At 57.6% G+C, this 13,800-nt stretch carries 15 protein-coding genes and 1 pseudogene; 13 read left to right on the top strand and 3 right to left on the bottom strand.

The features are described 5' to 3' along the window. Positions 1 to 7 precede the first annotated feature (7 nt). Positions 8 to 376 carry a DUF427 domain-containing protein gene (locus ACRRSD_RS26235; protein WP_435036202.1) on the top strand — a complete coding sequence of 123 codons (369 nt, stop codon included), beginning with the start codon at positions 8 to 10 and terminating at the stop codon, positions 374 to 376. A 19-nt stretch (positions 377 to 395) separates the two neighbouring features. Here the strand turns inward: ACRRSD_RS26235 and ACRRSD_RS26240 are convergent, their stop codons facing one another. The 3 genes from ACRRSD_RS26240 to ACRRSD_RS26250 form a co-directional block, all read right to left on the bottom strand. Then, complete coding sequence (locus ACRRSD_RS26240) at positions 396 to 1,382, bottom strand: hypothetical protein (protein WP_435036203.1); 987 nt, start codon at positions 1,380 to 1,382, stop codon at positions 396 to 398. A gap of 196 nt (positions 1,383 to 1,578) precedes the next feature. Then, the gene (locus tag ACRRSD_RS26245; protein ID WP_095047447.1) at positions 1,579 to 3,201 is read right to left on the bottom strand and encodes an MFS transporter; all 1,623 of its coding nucleotides are present in this window, start codon (positions 3,199 to 3,201) and stop codon (positions 1,579 to 1,581) included. A 134-nt stretch (positions 3,202 to 3,335) separates the two neighbouring features. Further along, positions 3,336 to 4,997: a GMC family oxidoreductase gene (locus ACRRSD_RS26250; RefSeq protein WP_435036204.1), complete on the bottom strand. Its 1,662-nt coding sequence runs from the start codon at positions 4,995 to 4,997 to the stop codon at positions 3,336 to 3,338. 133 nt (positions 4,998 to 5,130) lie between these two features. On the opposite strand from ACRRSD_RS26250, the gene ACRRSD_RS26255 reads away from it, so the two are divergent. The 12 genes and pseudogenes from ACRRSD_RS26255 (at position 5,131) to ACRRSD_RS26310 (ending at position 13,786) form a co-directional block, all read left to right on the top strand. Beyond that, on the top strand, positions 5,131 to 6,036 hold the full coding sequence (locus ACRRSD_RS26255; protein WP_435036205.1) for a LysR family transcriptional regulator: 906 nt from the start codon (positions 5,131 to 5,133) through the stop codon (positions 6,034 to 6,036). A gap of 74 nt (positions 6,037 to 6,110) precedes the next feature. Next, positions 6,111 to 6,563, top strand: a complete 453-nt coding sequence (locus ACRRSD_RS26260; RefSeq protein WP_435036206.1) for a GNAT family N-acetyltransferase — start codon at positions 6,111 to 6,113, stop codon at positions 6,561 to 6,563. After that, a complete protein-coding gene (locus ACRRSD_RS26265) occupies positions 6,553 to 6,975 on the top strand; it encodes a VOC family protein (protein ID WP_435036207.1) in 423 nt (140 codons plus the stop codon). Before ACRRSD_RS26260 ends, ACRRSD_RS26265 begins: the two co-directional genes overlap by 11 nt. A gap of 148 nt (positions 6,976 to 7,123) precedes the next feature. Further along, positions 7,124 to 7,471, top strand: a complete 348-nt coding sequence (locus ACRRSD_RS26270; protein WP_435036208.1) for a metalloregulator ArsR/SmtB family transcription factor — start codon at positions 7,124 to 7,126, stop codon at positions 7,469 to 7,471. A 14-nt stretch (positions 7,472 to 7,485) separates the two neighbouring features. Further along, positions 7,486 to 7,956 carry an arsenate reductase ArsC gene (locus tag ACRRSD_RS26275; RefSeq protein ID WP_435036209.1) on the top strand — a complete coding sequence of 157 codons (471 nt, stop codon included), beginning with the start codon at positions 7,486 to 7,488 and terminating at the stop codon, positions 7,954 to 7,956. Positions 7,957 to 7,968: 12 nt separating this feature from the next. Then, a complete protein-coding gene (arsH, locus tag ACRRSD_RS26280) occupies positions 7,969 to 8,658 on the top strand; it encodes an arsenical resistance protein ArsH (protein ID WP_435036210.1) in 690 nt (229 codons plus the stop codon). A gap of 350 nt (positions 8,659 to 9,008) precedes the next feature. Then, positions 9,009 to 9,226 (top strand): annotated as a pseudogene (locus ACRRSD_RS26285) (DUF4287 domain-containing protein). Further along, positions 9,223 to 9,726, top strand: coding sequence for a GNAT family N-acetyltransferase (locus tag ACRRSD_RS26290; RefSeq protein ID WP_435036211.1), 504 nt, complete (start codon positions 9,223 to 9,225; stop codon positions 9,724 to 9,726). Before ACRRSD_RS26285 ends, ACRRSD_RS26290 begins: the two are co-directional and overlap by 4 nt. Beyond that, positions 9,707 to 10,525: a diaminopimelate epimerase gene (dapF, locus tag ACRRSD_RS26295; RefSeq protein WP_435036212.1), complete on the top strand. Its 819-nt coding sequence runs from the start codon at positions 9,707 to 9,709 to the stop codon at positions 10,523 to 10,525. Before ACRRSD_RS26290 ends, dapF begins: the two co-directional genes overlap by 20 nt. A gap of 567 nt (positions 10,526 to 11,092) precedes the next feature. Continuing rightward, positions 11,093 to 11,455 (top strand): DUF6124 family protein, encoded by a 363-nt coding sequence (locus ACRRSD_RS26300; protein WP_016982978.1) that lies wholly within the window; start codon positions 11,093 to 11,095, stop codon positions 11,453 to 11,455. 136 nt (positions 11,456 to 11,591) lie between these two features. After that, positions 11,592 to 13,133 (top strand): T6SS phospholipase effector Tle1-like catalytic domain-containing protein, encoded by a 1,542-nt coding sequence (locus ACRRSD_RS26305; RefSeq protein WP_435036213.1) that lies wholly within the window; start codon positions 11,592 to 11,594, stop codon positions 13,131 to 13,133. Further along, entirely contained in the window at positions 13,133 to 13,786 is a 654-nt protein-coding gene (locus tag ACRRSD_RS26310) for a DUF2931 family protein (protein ID WP_435036214.1), read from the top strand. Before ACRRSD_RS26305 ends, ACRRSD_RS26310 begins: the two co-directional genes overlap by 1 nt. The last annotated feature ends 14 nt before the right edge of the window (positions 13,787 to 13,800 follow it).

Here is a 13,800-nt window from a genome sequence, read left to right on the forward strand (position 1 = left end):
AACCCCCATGAAAGCCTCCGGCCCCAGTCCCGTCATTGCCCTCGAACAACTTCCCGGCTGCCTGATAGTGAAATTCCACGGCATCCAGGTCGCCGCGTCCTCCCACGTACTGATCCTCAACGAAGCCAACTACCCGCCGGTCTATTACATCCCCCGCGAAGACATCGACGAAAAATATTTCGCCCGCACCGATCACACCAGTTATTGCCCGTACAAGGGCGATGCCAATTACTTCAGCCTCCAAGTGCCGGGGCATGAAGGGGCGAACGCGGTGTGGACTTATGAGAAACCGAAAATCTCGGTTCAGTCGATCAAGGACTATGTGGCGTTTTATCCGGATCAGGTGAAGTTTGAGGTGCTGAAAGCTGAAGATTGAGCAGTGCACAAACCGTCGATCAGTCATTTCTCAACAGGAGATTCTGATAAACACCATATTTTTCTTTCAGCAGTGAACCAAAGAAAACCGACAAATCTTCCCCTTTCATTTTTCTCAAATAGGCCAGAGCTCCGGAGGACTCCTGAAAATAGGTGTTATTTGAAAATCTCGTCGACCGAAGTGTTCTGGATACTTCCGGCAGCGAGATGTGGAAACCTTGAGTTGCTGGGTCGAATGCTTCATCGATCCAGTTCAGTTGCATTTCTCTGAACCGTTCAAAAGAGAGGGGCCTGCGGGCTTTATTTGCAAAACCCTTGTCAGTAGTCGAGGCCTCGTTGGTCAGAGTTAGCAAGAAGGAGTCCAGGGATTTCGCGTAGCCGACATATTCGGGCTCCGAGTGGAAAACGATGCTCGGATTGATCTCTTTGTCATAGCTGTAGCGATGCAGATAGTGATCCACCATCCTATGAGGAACGATCGTCATCAACCCATGAAAATGGCGAGCCTGAATGGTTTGCGATTTACCGTCATTGAATTCGGTATAGCAATGTTTCTGGTAGTTCCAGATTTCATGGCGTCGAAGTTCCAAAGCCAGATCAAGCCGCTTTTCCAGTTCGCTCTCAGAGACAAAAGTCGGGCAGACATAGGCTGCCGTCGAGCGTAACGAAAGCCAATACAAGGCGTTATGTTGCAGGGGCTCAGTGGTCCCTTCGTGTTTGCGAAGATAAAAAGTAAACACACCTGGGCTTGAGTTAACCGGGATATTATTTCGCGCTGCAATGATTTTGCTTTTGGAGGCAGCGGGGTGGAATTCGGATGTTTTGGCCTGGATATAGAAGGGCTGAACGCTGGTTGCAACGGCATCATAGCCGCCTCTGACGCGTTCCTGTCTCTGCGTCACCTGACGAATTTTGGCTTTTCCGCCATTGCCGCCAGGCACAATACGTAGCATCCGGTCGATCAGGGTCAGCAATTCTGCTTCATCGAATTGCGGTGTAGTGACCATATTTTCTTCCTTGAAAAAAACAGCGAAACTTTGCTGATTAAAATGTGGGGCAGCTTGTTACAGAACCGCTCTTTCACGCCGCGTAGGTGGCGCTCCATCCCGTCGCGATAGTATTGAAGTGCTATCAATGTGTCGATGAAAATCCCCCACAAAAAATCCGCTTCAGAGCTGGCCTGAAGCGGATTTTTTGATGCACTCAGTTCTTGTCGAGATCGATATTCTTCGTCTCACGCAAACAGATCATCCCCACCACCAGGCTTACCCCGGTAATCAGCACCGGATACCACAGCCCATAAAAGATGTCCCCGGTATACACCACCAGCGCAAACGACACCGTCGGCAAGAATCCGCCAAACCAGCCGTTACCAATGTGGTACGGCAGCGACATCGAGGTGTAGCGAATGCGCGTCGGGAACAGTTCGACCATTAGCGCTGCCAGCGGCCCGTAGCACATCGCCGAGATGATGATCAGCGCCACGATCAGGGCGACGATCATCGGTTTGTTGATTTGCTGCAGATCAGCCTGTTGCGGGTAGCCGGCGAGGGTGATCGCGCCACGCAGTGCAGCCTCGTCGAAGCCATCGAGTTTGACGTCGCCGACGCTCACTTGCACGGCGCTGCCGGCCGGGGCGGCGGCGCTGGAGTAGGGCAGGCCTTGCTTGACCAGGAAGGTTTTGACCTTGTCGCACGGGCTGTCGAATTTGGCTTTGCCCACCGGGTCGAACTGGAAGGTGCAGGTCGCCGGATCCGCCAGCACGGTGATCGGCGCCTGACGGCTGGCCTGATCAATCGCCGGGTTGGCGTAATGCGCGAGGGATTTGAAGATCGGGAAGTACAGCGCCGTGGCCAGCAGCAAGCCGAGCATCAGTACCGGTTTGCGCCCGACCTTGTCCGACAGCCAGCCGAAGAAGATAAAGAACGGTGCTCCGATGACCACGCTGATGATCAGCAACGTGTTGGCCACCGCCGGGTCCATTTTCAGAAACTGGGTCAGGAAGAACAGCACGTAGAACTGCGCCGCGTAGAAGGTCACCGCTTGCCCGGCGTTGATGCTGAACAGGGCGATCAGCACGACTTTGAGGTTTTCCCATTTGCCGAAGGATTCGCGGATCGGCGCTTTCGAGGTTTTGCCTTCCTCTTTCATTTTCAGGTACGCCGGCGACTCGTGCAGGCTCAGGCGAATCCAGGTGGAGATGCCCAGCAGCACGATCGACAGCAGGAACGGAATGCGCCAGCCCCAGACTTCAAACTGGTCGCCGGTGAAGTAGCGGCAACCGAGTACCACCAGCAGCGACAGCAACAGGCCGAGGGTGGCGGTGGACTGAATCCAGCTGGTGTGGAAGCCGCGTTTGCCGATTGGCGCATGCTCGGCCACATAGGTGGCTGCGCCGCCGTATTCACCGCCGAGCGCCAGGCCCTGAAGCATGCGCAGCACCACCAGAATGATCGGTGCGGCGATGCCGATGCTGGCGTAGGTCGGCAGCAGACCGACGCAGAACGTCGCGACGCCCATCAGAATGATCGTCGCGAGAAAGGTGTATTTGCGCCCGATCATGTCCCCCAACCGACCGAACACCAGCGCCCCGAACGGCCGCACGATAAAGCCTGCGGCGAAGGCCATCAGCGCAAAGATGAACGCCGTGGTGTCGTTGACTCCGGCGAAAAACTGCTTGCTGATCACCGCCGCGAGGGCGCCGTAGAGGAAGAAGTCATACCACTCGAACACCGTCCCCAGTGAGGAAGCGAAGATGACTTTGCGTGTATCCGGGCTGGTCTCCGCGCTGCGCACGGCGTCCAGCGGCTGAACGTGTTCTGACATATCGGTATCCCTCACAGTGATTGTTTTTGTTGTTCCACTGGTGTTGCGTGTCCGGGTGATGCGCGATGCCTTGAATCTGTTGATGATTCCTGTGGGAGCGAGCCTGCTCGCGAAGGCGTCGTGTCAGTCAACGTTTATGTTGAATGTGCTACCGCATTCGCGAGCAGGCTCGCTCCCACATTTGGACTGTGTACAGGTCCAGCCAGGATCAGCTGTGCCGCTTTCTCGGCAATCATCAGCGTAGGCGAACAGGTGTTGCCCGAGGTGATGCGCGGCATGATCGAGGCGTCGGCAATGCGCAAACCAGGCACGCCGTGGACGCGCAATTGCGCATCGACCACCGCGTCACCGTCATTGCCCATGCGACAGGTGCCGACCGGGTGGAAAATCGTCGTGCCAATCTTCGCCGCTGCTTGCTGCAATTCTTCTTCACTTTGCAGGTTGGCGCCGGGCAAGTACTCGACCGGTTTGAATAATTGCAGGGCAGGGGCGCTGACGATGCGTCGGGTCAGACGAATCGCATCCGCTGCCACGCGCAGATCTTCAGGATGACTGAGATAGTTGGGCTGAATCAGCGGCGCTTCCTGCGGATCCGCCGAACGAATGTCGATGCGTCCACGACTCTGCGGACGCAAATCGCAAACTGAAGCGGTGAAGGCAGGGAAGCTGTGCAACGGTTCGCCAAAGCGCTCCAGCGACAATGGCTGCACGTGGTACTCAAGATTCGCCGAGGTCTGCTCTGGCCCCGAACGCGCAAACGCGCCCAACTGGCTCGGCGCCATCGACAGCGGCCCGCTGCGGTCATAAAGATAACGCAGGCCCATGCCCATCTTGCCCCACACGCTGCCGGCGATCTGGTTCAGCGTGCGCGCGTTTTCCAGTTGGTAGATCAGCCGCAATTGCAGGTGATCCTGCAGGTTGCCACCAACGCCGGGCAACTCATGAATCACGCCGATGCCTAAGCGTTCGAGCAGCGGTCGCGGGCCAATCCCGGAACGTTGCAGAATGCTTGGCGAGCCAACGGCACCGGCGCACAGGACAATCTCTTTGCGCGCCTTGAACTGTTTGATCTGGCCTTCGTGGCGCGCACCGACTTTCGAGGCGCGACCGTCCTCCAACAACACCCGATCCACCTCAACCCCGGTCAGCACCGTCAGGTTCGCCCGGTCACGTACAGGCTTGAGAAACGCCTTCGCCGCGTTCCAGCGCACGCCGGATTTCTGATTGACCTGAAAGTAGCCGCAACCCTCGTTGTCGCCCTGATTGAAGTCATCGATGCTGGCGATGCCACTCTGCTCGGCGGCACTGCGAAAGGCATCCAGAATTGGCCACGACAGCCGCTGTTGTTCAACCCGCCATTCACCCTTGGCGCCATGAAATTCAGCCGCGCCGGCAAAATGGTTTTCGCTTTGTTTGAACAGCGGCAGCACGTCGTTCCAGGACCAGCCCGGATTGCCCTCGGCCGCCCAGCCGTCGTAGTCGTTGGCCTGGCCGCGCATGTAGATCATGCCGTTGATGGACGAACAGCCACCGAGCACTTTACCGCGCGGATAACTCAGCGCGCGGCCGTTGAGGCCCGGTTGTTCTTCGGTCTTGAAGCACCAGTCGGTGCGCGGGTTACCGATGCAGAACAGGTAACCGACAGGAATGTGAATCCACGCATAGTTGTCGCGCCCGCCGGCTTCGAGCAACAGCACGCGCTGCTGCGGATCTGCCGACAGCCGATTGGCCAGCAAACATCCGGCAGGGCCGGCGCCGACCACGATGTAGTCGTATTCATCGAGGGAAGTCTGCATTCCCTGACCTCGCTTTTTGTTTTTATTGTCGGACACTCTAGTTGTTAGCTTTCGTTAAAAGAATGTTAGTTTTTGCGCAGCCGCTGTGCGTTTTCAAACAGCCTGCATAGACCATAGCTGACAAGGACACGCCATGTTCGACTGGAATGACCTGCGGTTTTTTCTCGAACTGCAACGCAGCGGCCGCCTGCTCACCGCCGCCCGCCGCCTCAACACCACCCACGCCACTGTCGCCCGCCATATCGAAGCCATCGAAAAAAGCCTCGGCACTGCGCTGTTCGTCCAGCATGCGCAAGGCTACGAAATGACCCCGGCGGGGGAAGCGTTGCTTAAACACGCTGAAGCGATGGAAAACGTTGCGCTGCTGGCGCAGGAAGAGATCACCCAATCCACCGCGCCACTGGGCAAGATTCGTGTCGGCGTCACCGAAGGACTGGGCATCAAGTTTCTCGCCAGCCGCATGATCGGCTTGTTCGAACGCTATCCGGGATTGGAAGTGGAACTGGTCGCGGTGCCGCGCTTTGTCAGCATCCTCAACCGCGAGGCGGAAATCAGCATTCATCTCGAGCGCCCTGCGGCGGACATGCTGGTTACGCGCAAACTTACGGACTATCGACTCGCGTTGTACGCCAGCCAACGCTATCTCGATAAAGCCCCGCCATTGCACAGCCGCGAAGACCTTGGGCGGCATGCGTGGATTGGTTATGTCGATGATTTGCTGTTCAGCCAGGAACTGATGTTTCTCAACAGCTTCTGCCGCAGCCCTCGGGTTGTGTTTCACAGCACCAGTGTTATTGCGCAGCAGGAAGCGGCGCGGTCGGGATTGGGCATTGCAGTGCTGCCTTGCTACATGGCCGAGTCGGATCCCGATCTGGTGCCGTTGCTGCCGGATGAAAGCATCGAGCGCAGCTACTGGATCAGCACGCGACGGGAGTTGCACAAGTCGGTGCGGCTACGGGTGGTCTGGGATTATGTGGTGGGGTTGTGTGAGGCGGAGCAGGGGTTGTTGCTGGGCAGATCGCAGGCCGGCAACCGTTAATCCTTTTGGCTGTGCTGCTGTTGGCGCCGCTTTTGCTTGAACTGCGCCAAAGCCTTTGGCAATGGAGAGCAGCAATGAGGGAATGGCTTACCGTTCGCGACATCAATGCGGACACCTTGAAGGCCATCAGTGACGGCGTCTTACAGCATGGCCGAACCTTGTCTGAGGCGCGCGGCGGGCACGCTGAAGCCATCGCCTGTGCGCTCATGGAGGAGGGAACACTGATCGGCGGCGCTACCGGCAGAACCGAATTCCGGCGCCTGTTTGTCAATTACCTGTGGATCGACGCGCAATGGCGCGGAACCGGGCTGGGTGCTCAGGCGTTGCACAAGCTTGAGGCGTTAGCGGTTGAAAGGGCGTGCGTAGATGCGTTGATCGAAACGCTGGATGACGACGTCGCCCGTTGGTACATCCGCTGCGGATACCGATTAATCGCGCACGTGCCTGAGTACTGCGGTCCGTGGAGTCGGCATACGCTGTTGAAAACCCTTGGCGCAACCCAAGGAAATGCCGCCGATGACCAATAGCGATCTGGGCAGTAAACCCAAAACCGGCATGCTTCATCACGTTGAAATCAATGTCTCATCGCTGGAAGTCTCGCTGCGCTTTTGGCAGCCGCTTCTCTTGATGCTGGGTTATGCGCAGCATCAAAACTGGCATGCCGGGCGCAGCTTTATTCTCAACGGCACCTACCTGGTGTTCGTTCAGGCAAGCGATCTGCAACAGGGCTTCAACCGCCGGGGCGTGGGTTTGAATCATCTGGCGTTTCAGGCGGGTTCACAGGCGCAAGTGGATGAAATGGCGGATTGGCTGCGAACGTCCGGTTTTCGTCTTCTCTACGAGAGCGCCTATCCGCACGCCGGCGGCCCGGAGCACTACGCCCTCTACTGTGAGGATCCGGACAAGATCAAAGTAGAGATCGTCGCGCCGGCGATATAGACCTGACGCTCCGTTCGCAGGTTGGCACTGTCTGGCGGAGGGTGACGACAGGTACTCACACAGGGCTCTTTGGCCAGGGGCATTTGCCGGGTTGATTTATATATGGATATCCGTATATTCGGATTTCCGTATGTGATGAGCCCATCCCATGATCACCCCCACCGAAGTCTTCAAGAGCCTCGCCGACGAAACCCGCGTCCGCGCCATGCTGCTCATCGCTGAACAAGGTGAACTCTGCGTCTGCGAGCTGATGTGCGCACTCGGCGACAGCCAACCGAAAATCAGCCGCCACCTCGCGCAACTGCGCAGCAATGGTTTGCTGCTCGATCGCCGTCAGGGCCAGTGGGTCTATTACCGTCTCAACCCGGAGCTGCCGGCGTGGGTGCGCGAAATCCTGCAAGTGACGTCCAAAGCCAACGCCGATTGGCTCAAGGACAACGCCGCCCGCTTGCAGAACATGGACGGGCGTCCTGTCCGTGAAACCGCCTGCTGCTGAGGAAGCAAGAAACCATGCGAATTCTGTTTATGTGCACGGCCAACAGCTGCCGCAGCATCCTGTCCGAAGCCATGTTCAATCATCTGGCGCGCCCCGGATTCGAGGCCGTGAGTTCCGGAAGTTTCCCCAAGGGCCAAGTGTTGCCACGCAGCCTGTCGACGCTACAACAGGCCGGCATTGCCATCGATGGCCTGTACAGCAAAGGCAATGGCGCGTTCGAAGACAATCCACCAGACATTGTCATCACCGTCTGCGACAAGGCCGCCGGCGAGAGCTGCCCGGTGTACTTTGGCCCCGCGCTCAAAGCCCATTGGGGCCTGGCAGATCCCTCGGATGTTACCGGCGACGATGCCGCCGTGGACGCGGCGTTTGCTGCCACGCTGGCGATCATCGAGCGGCGCTGCGCGACCTTCCTCGGCCTGCCATTTAAAGCACTCAGCCGCGCTGAACTCCAGCGTGAGCTGGATCGTATTGGCTCTCTCTGAGCTGGAGGACACATGTCAGAACAACTGCCCAATCTTGATCATTCGCTGTTCGAAGGCTCTGCTTTGGATAAACACAAACCGCGCATCCTGCTGCTCTACGGCTCGACCCGAGAACGCTCGTTCAGCCGTTTGCTGGTAGAGGAGGCCGCACGCCTGCTCGAACACTTCGGCGCTGAAACGCGCATCTTCAACCCGTCTGGCCTGCCGCTGCCCGACGACGTTCCGGTCGACCATCCGAAGGTGCAGGAGCTGCGCGATCTGGTGCTGTGGTCGGAAGGGCAGGTTTGGTGCTCACCCGAACGGCACGGCGCGATGTCTGCCGTGTTCAAGGCGCAGATCGACTGGGTCCCGCTGGAACTCGGCGCGGTACGCCCGACCCAGGGCAAGACCCTCGCCGTAATGCAGGTCTGCGGCGGTTCGCAGTCGTTCAACGTGGTCAACCAGTTGCGCGTGTTGGGCCGCTGGATGCGCATGTTCACCATCCCCAACCAATCCTCGGTGCCGAAGGCCTATATGGAATTCGACGACGCCGGACGGATGAAAGCGTCGCCGTTCTACGATCGTGTGGTGGATGTGATGGAAGAACTGGTGAAGTTCACCGTGCTGCTGCGCGATCAACAGGCGCATCTGGTCGATCGTTATTCCGAGCGTAAGGAAAGTGCCGAGCAATTGATGGCGCGGGTGAATCATCGTTCGATTTGAGGCTGTCCCTCGGCGAGAGAGGGCGGACTCAACTCTGCGGTGGTTCGCGGGTGCTGCGTTGCGATGCGGGGCGCGGTCGCCCGTCGGGAATCGACAAGGTCGCAGGCAGGCAAACGATAATCCTCTTCAACCACAAACCCTGTGGGAGCGAGCCTGCTCGCGAAAGTGGTGTGTCAGCCTATGAAGATGTTGGCTGACACGGCCCCTTCGCGAGCAAGCTTGCTCCCACAGGGCTTTGTGGTGTCTGGCAGCGCGGGGCAGTTGCCGGAACCGCACTTCGCGTTCACTCTATGACCTGCCGACAAGGAGCGTCCGCCGACCCTCCGTCGTGACTACAGGGAGCTTGCAGCATGAGCGAAGACAACAAGGTAAAAGGCCCGGCGTCATACTTTCCCTCCATCGAAAAAAATACGGCCAGCCCATCGATCACTGGCTGAACCTGCTCGCCGACATCAGCGACAAGAAACACATGGAACTGGTCGCGTGGCTCAAGGATGAACACGGCATCGGCCACGGTCACGCCAACGCCTTGGTCGCGCATCATCTGGCGGGGGCAGGGCAGCGATGAATTTCACCCACCGGCCAGTGACGGCCGACGACGTCAACACCCTCTGCAGCTTTCCCCAGGGCGAACAAGAGCTGTTCTTCATGTTCCCGAAAGCCAACTTCCCGCTGACGGAAGAGCAGATGCACAGCGCAATCAGCCAACGCTTCGACTCCACGGCTTTTCTGGCCAACGGCGAATTCGTCGGCTTCGCCAACTTCTACCGCGCTGAGCACGATGGCATATGCTGCATCGGCAACGTCATCGTCGCGCCCTACGCCCGAGGTCAGGGTGTTGCGCGATACATCGTCGAAACCATGACCGCGCTGGGTTTCGAAAAATACCAGGCCAAGGAAGTGCAACTGTCTTGCTTCAATGAAAACACCGCAGGCTTGTTGCTTTACCCAAAACTTGGCTTCGTGCCGCTCTCCATCGAAGAGCGCCCGGCACCGGGTGGCAAACGTTCAGCGCTGATCAGCATGACGCGCATCAGAGGCGCAGCGAATGCCACTCACCTTCCATAAGATGCACGCCAACGGCGATGACTTCGTCGTGATCGACTCACGCAACATTGCCAACCCCGTCACCGGCCAACTCGCCCGGCGCCTGGGTGATCGTCATCGCGGCGTCGGTTTCAACCAACTCGCCGTGGTCCTCGATTGCGAGGACGCCGATGCGCGCGTGGAATTCTGGAACGCCGATGGCTCAGCGCTCGACGTGTGCGGCAGCGCCACCCGTGGCGTGGCGGACAGGTTGATGCGCGAAGCCGGCCGGACATCGATCACCCTGCGCACCAACCGTGGCTTGCTCACCTGCGAACGCACGCCCAGCGGATTGATCGCCGTCGACATGGGCGAACCGTTGTTCGACTGGCAAGACATCCCTCTGGCGCAAGAACACGACACGCTTTTTCTACCGCTCGCCGGCGCTCCAACCGCCTGCAACATGGGCAATCCGCACTGCACCTATTTCGTCGACGACCTCAGCTCCATCGATATCGCCGCCCTCGGCCCAAGCCTCGAAACCCATTCGTTATTTCCGCAAAAAACCAACGTCCACTTCGTGCAGATCATCGACCGCCAGTACATCCGCCTGCGCATCTGGGAACGCAACGGCGCCATCCCGCTCGGCTCCGGCTCATGCTCATGTGGCGCAGCGGTCAACGGCATCCGCCGAGGCCTGCTCGACCACACCGTCAACGTCGAATGCGACGGCGGCCCCGTTACCGTCCACTGGAATGGCTCAGGCTCCGTAACCCTGAGCGGCCCGGTAGAACCCACTTTCTCCGGCACAATCCCCGACACCCAACTCGACCTCAAGTGAACACAATCCCCCTGTAGGAGTGAGCCTGCTCGCGATAACGCCAGCCCAGCCACCGCAAATCCCAACCCAACCACAAACCCCTGTGGGAGCTAGCCTGCTAGCGAAGACGCCAGCCCAGTCACCCCAAATCCACCACACATCCCCTGTGGGAGCGAGCTTGCTCGCGAAGACGCCCACCCAATCACCCCATCAACCACTGACCGAAATAAACAGTAAAAACCACCACTGTTTAAACGAAGCCTCAAGTAACCACCGAAACCCTACAATGCCTTGCGCCGTTACCTACGACTAAGCCAGAATCCGCCGGCTTGTGCGTCTAGGTCGCTGGTTTTATCGTCTGTCGGTCGCTGAAAAACAGCGATCGGGTTTGGTAGCCCTGAGTTTTCGTAGATTGCATAAGCATCATGATTCGCAGTGTCTGTTCGACACGGCTTTATGGTGGTCATGCACAGGGCGTCTTCGGGCGCGCCGGTTTTCTACGTCCCGGTCTACCAACCTGCGCATGGCCGCCACCCTCGTTTGGTAGCGAGAGTGATGGCTCCTTTTTTTGACGTAGGAGCTTCATCAATGATCAAACCAACACCCAACCCACCAGAAACCGACCCCACATCCCCCTACGAATCCCCCGATTCCAAGCGATTCCACGAAGCCGCCGAACGCGCCCTCGACCACTACCTCAAACCCGCCAGCCAAATCATGGCCAGCACCCAACAGCCCGAACGCATGTACCTCGCCAACCCGAAGTACAACAGCGAATCCCTGCTCGCCAACGCCAGCGAAACCCTCGGCTCCGCCAGCGAAATGCTCCTCAACTTCGCCGCCATGCTCGACACCCCGCACCGCAAAACCGCACTGGGCATCGCCCAAGTCGTGATGCTCGGCGAAATCGCCGTCAACCAAGCGCTGGATAACGTCGAAATCGCCAGCTAACCCCCACCCCGACGAGGGGAAACCCTCGTCGAACTCCGTGGTCACACCCTGGCTGGCACACGGCCACGGCTTGCGCCCCCCAGCCTCGGCTGTCACCCTTCGGGCCGTTCTCAAGGATCAGAACCAGGAATCACGGATGAGTGGCTACGTACCCAACCCCCCGAAAAATTATCGTTACGAAGAAGCCAAACCCGTCGATATTCACGCCCAGCGTTGGGCGGAATATGAGAAACACGGGAAAGAACCTGCGCGCGAACCTGAGAAAATCGGGATCGCGTTGAGGATTGGAGTTTTCTTTGATGGCACTGGGAATAATGCGAATAACACGGCGGCTGGATTGCTGTGTGGGGCGCAGCATCCGATTGCGCCGCAGGATATTCCTGCTAGTTGCCAGCCTTACATGAGTGATCCCGACAGCAGCTATGGCGCGGGACTCACCAATGTTAAAAAACTAAGTGAGCTCTATGACGCCCCAGAGGGGGCCGAAGGTGAAGGGCTCCGAAAGCAAGCTTTCCGTATGATTTATGTCGATGGAATTGGCACCAGCGCTGGTAAGAAAGACAGCTCCCTCGGAGGTGGCACCGGACGAGGTGATACTGGAGTTGCAGGTAGAGTTCAGTCTTCGTTTGCATCGATTAAATTGCGTATCAAAGAACTCTTGGACGATAACCCAGGTAGTGAGGTGACTTCGCTGACCTTCGACACATTTGGATTCAGCCGTGGTGCAGCTGCCGCTCGACACTTTTCCAATGAGGTGGTGCGGGGAAAGCAAGGCCCCTTAGGTGAAGTCCTGCGAAGCAATTCTGAAGCGTTCAGCAAGACCTTCAATGAGCAATACAATGGCGACATCAGAATGGGCTTTATCGGGCTATTCGATACAGTTCCGTCGATTGCTGGTTGGTCCAATTTCGGCAACGTGAAAAGTCCTGTTGCAACGGGCATCAAACTTTACCTGGACCGGCGTTTTTTTACCGACGTCGTTCACTTGGTCGCGCGGGATGAATGCCGAGGTAACTTCGCTCTGAGCCGTGTAAAGCCCGCTCATCTGGAGATTACGTTGCCAGGTGTTCACTCTGATATCGGAGGTAGTTACCTCGATGAAGCGGAGGAGTGCGTGCTTGTCAGTCCTATGCAAGCACTGGAAGTCCCTCTCCAAACTGATGTGCTCAACACTTCGATTTACCGCGACGCGGTGATTGTAAGAAATCAGTGGATAGCGAATGGCTGGCCTTCTGAGATGCTGGAAATCGTAACGCCGCCTGCGCTTCAAATGCCGAACAGTCCGCAAGATCGGATGAGCCCGCGTGTCAAACACGTCTACGCTGCTGTACAGCTCAAACGTCCGGTTAGTGGCCTGTTGTCGAGAGTTTATCTGCGGGTGATGCACAAACTGGCGAAAGATAAAGGCGTTCGTTTCAACGATATTTCAGACACGCCTGATCTGGCACTGCCATCAGAACTTCAGGCTATGTGTGATCGATTTGTCGCTGGTGACTACAGCATTACGCTAGACGAGGAGCGAATGCTCAAACTCAAGTACATTCACACTTCCGCAAACTGGAACCATCCACTGGGCAGGAGAGATGGAAGCGGTGTAAGAGCGGTGTACATCAACGCCCCCACGCCTGACGGCATACGCGTACAACATCCTCACGTACCCGATTGGACGCTTTTTTGATGAAATTTCTTGTAAGCCTGCTTTGTGCAATCCTCATGACCGGCTGTCACGCCGATCCGCTGTCCACAAAAAATGATCCTAGGTCTCCATGGTGGGAGCTCGCGTTCACCGAGCCTCATTACATGAAGGTTTGGGTCGAGGACACCGCAGTAGAAGACATCAAGGGAGAGACCTTCTTGCGCACTGGCGGAGGATCCGCCTCAGGCGGTCAACCGGAAGACGGCACTGACTCTGCCCGTGGTTGGCACGGCGTGGGAAGCACAGGTAAAGCTGTTGTTGGTGCTGATCTTCCCAAACGTATTTATGTCCGTTGGCAATCCATTGTTGAACCGCAAACGTACAAGGTCTGGGTGGACATTCCAGAGCAAGCCAGACAACTCATGCTTGAGTCCGTCAACCAGCGCTGCGCAAAAACACCTGAACAAGAGGGGCGGTATAACGCATCTATCTACTTGGGCCTGGCTCCCGGTGGTGTCGTGCAAGTCTGGGTCAGGGACTCATGCCACCATCCTGTCAAAGTCGCCAGAGCACAGGCGGAGATCGAACCGCTAGGGCCTAGTCAAGGCAAGAACCAAGGGCGTTACGCGTACCCCGTTAGTGAAAAGTCCAAACGTTACATCGAAAAATTCGGCATTCCGTACGGAAGTTGGTAGTAGCGGGAATTGAA

This window comes from Pseudomonas neuropathica, assembly GCF_051174785.1.
GTDB classification, from domain to species: domain Bacteria; phylum Pseudomonadota; class Gammaproteobacteria; order Pseudomonadales; family Pseudomonadaceae; genus Aquipseudomonas; species Aquipseudomonas neuropathica_A.

Excerpts from the sequence above, each read along its gene's own strand:
- ACRRSD_RS26255 (WP_435036205.1), top strand. The coding sequence starts at position 5,131 with ATGTTCGACTGGAATGACCTGCGGTTTTTTCTCGAACTGCAACGCAGC.
- ACRRSD_RS26275 (WP_435036209.1), top strand. The coding sequence starts at position 7,486 with ATGCGAATTCTGTTTATGTGCACGGCCAACAGCTGCCGCAGCATCCTG.
- ACRRSD_RS26265 (WP_435036207.1), top strand. The coding sequence starts at position 6,553 with ATGACCAATAGCGATCTGGGCAGTAAACCCAAAACCGGCATGCTTCAT.
- ACRRSD_RS26310 (WP_435036214.1), top strand. The coding sequence starts at position 13,133 with ATGAAATTTCTTGTAAGCCTGCTTTGTGCAATCCTCATGACCGGCTGT.
- ACRRSD_RS26245 (WP_095047447.1), bottom strand. The coding sequence starts at position 3,201 with ATGTCAGAACACGTTCAGCCGCTGGACGCCGTGCGCAGCGCGGAGACC.
- ACRRSD_RS26235 (WP_435036202.1), top strand. The coding sequence starts at position 8 with ATGAAAGCCTCCGGCCCCAGTCCCGTCATTGCCCTCGAACAACTTCCC.
- ACRRSD_RS26250 (WP_435036204.1), bottom strand. The coding sequence starts at position 4,997 with ATGCAGACTTCCCTCGATGAATACGACTACATCGTGGTCGGCGCCGGC.
- ACRRSD_RS26300 (WP_016982978.1), top strand. The coding sequence starts at position 11,093 with ATGATCAAACCAACACCCAACCCACCAGAAACCGACCCCACATCCCCC.
- arsH (WP_435036210.1), top strand. The coding sequence starts at position 7,969 with ATGTCAGAACAACTGCCCAATCTTGATCATTCGCTGTTCGAAGGCTCT.
- ACRRSD_RS26240 (WP_435036203.1), bottom strand. The coding sequence starts at position 1,382 with ATGGTCACTACACCGCAATTCGATGAAGCAGAATTGCTGACCCTGATC.
- ACRRSD_RS26305 (WP_435036213.1), top strand. The coding sequence starts at position 11,592 with ATGAGTGGCTACGTACCCAACCCCCCGAAAAATTATCGTTACGAAGAA.
- ACRRSD_RS26260 (WP_435036206.1), top strand. The coding sequence starts at position 6,111 with ATGAGGGAATGGCTTACCGTTCGCGACATCAATGCGGACACCTTGAAG.
- ACRRSD_RS26270 (WP_435036208.1), top strand. The coding sequence starts at position 7,124 with ATGATCACCCCCACCGAAGTCTTCAAGAGCCTCGCCGACGAAACCCGC.
- dapF (WP_435036212.1), top strand. The coding sequence starts at position 9,707 with ATGCCACTCACCTTCCATAAGATGCACGCCAACGGCGATGACTTCGTC.
- ACRRSD_RS26290 (WP_435036211.1), top strand. The coding sequence starts at position 9,223 with ATGAATTTCACCCACCGGCCAGTGACGGCCGACGACGTCAACACCCTC.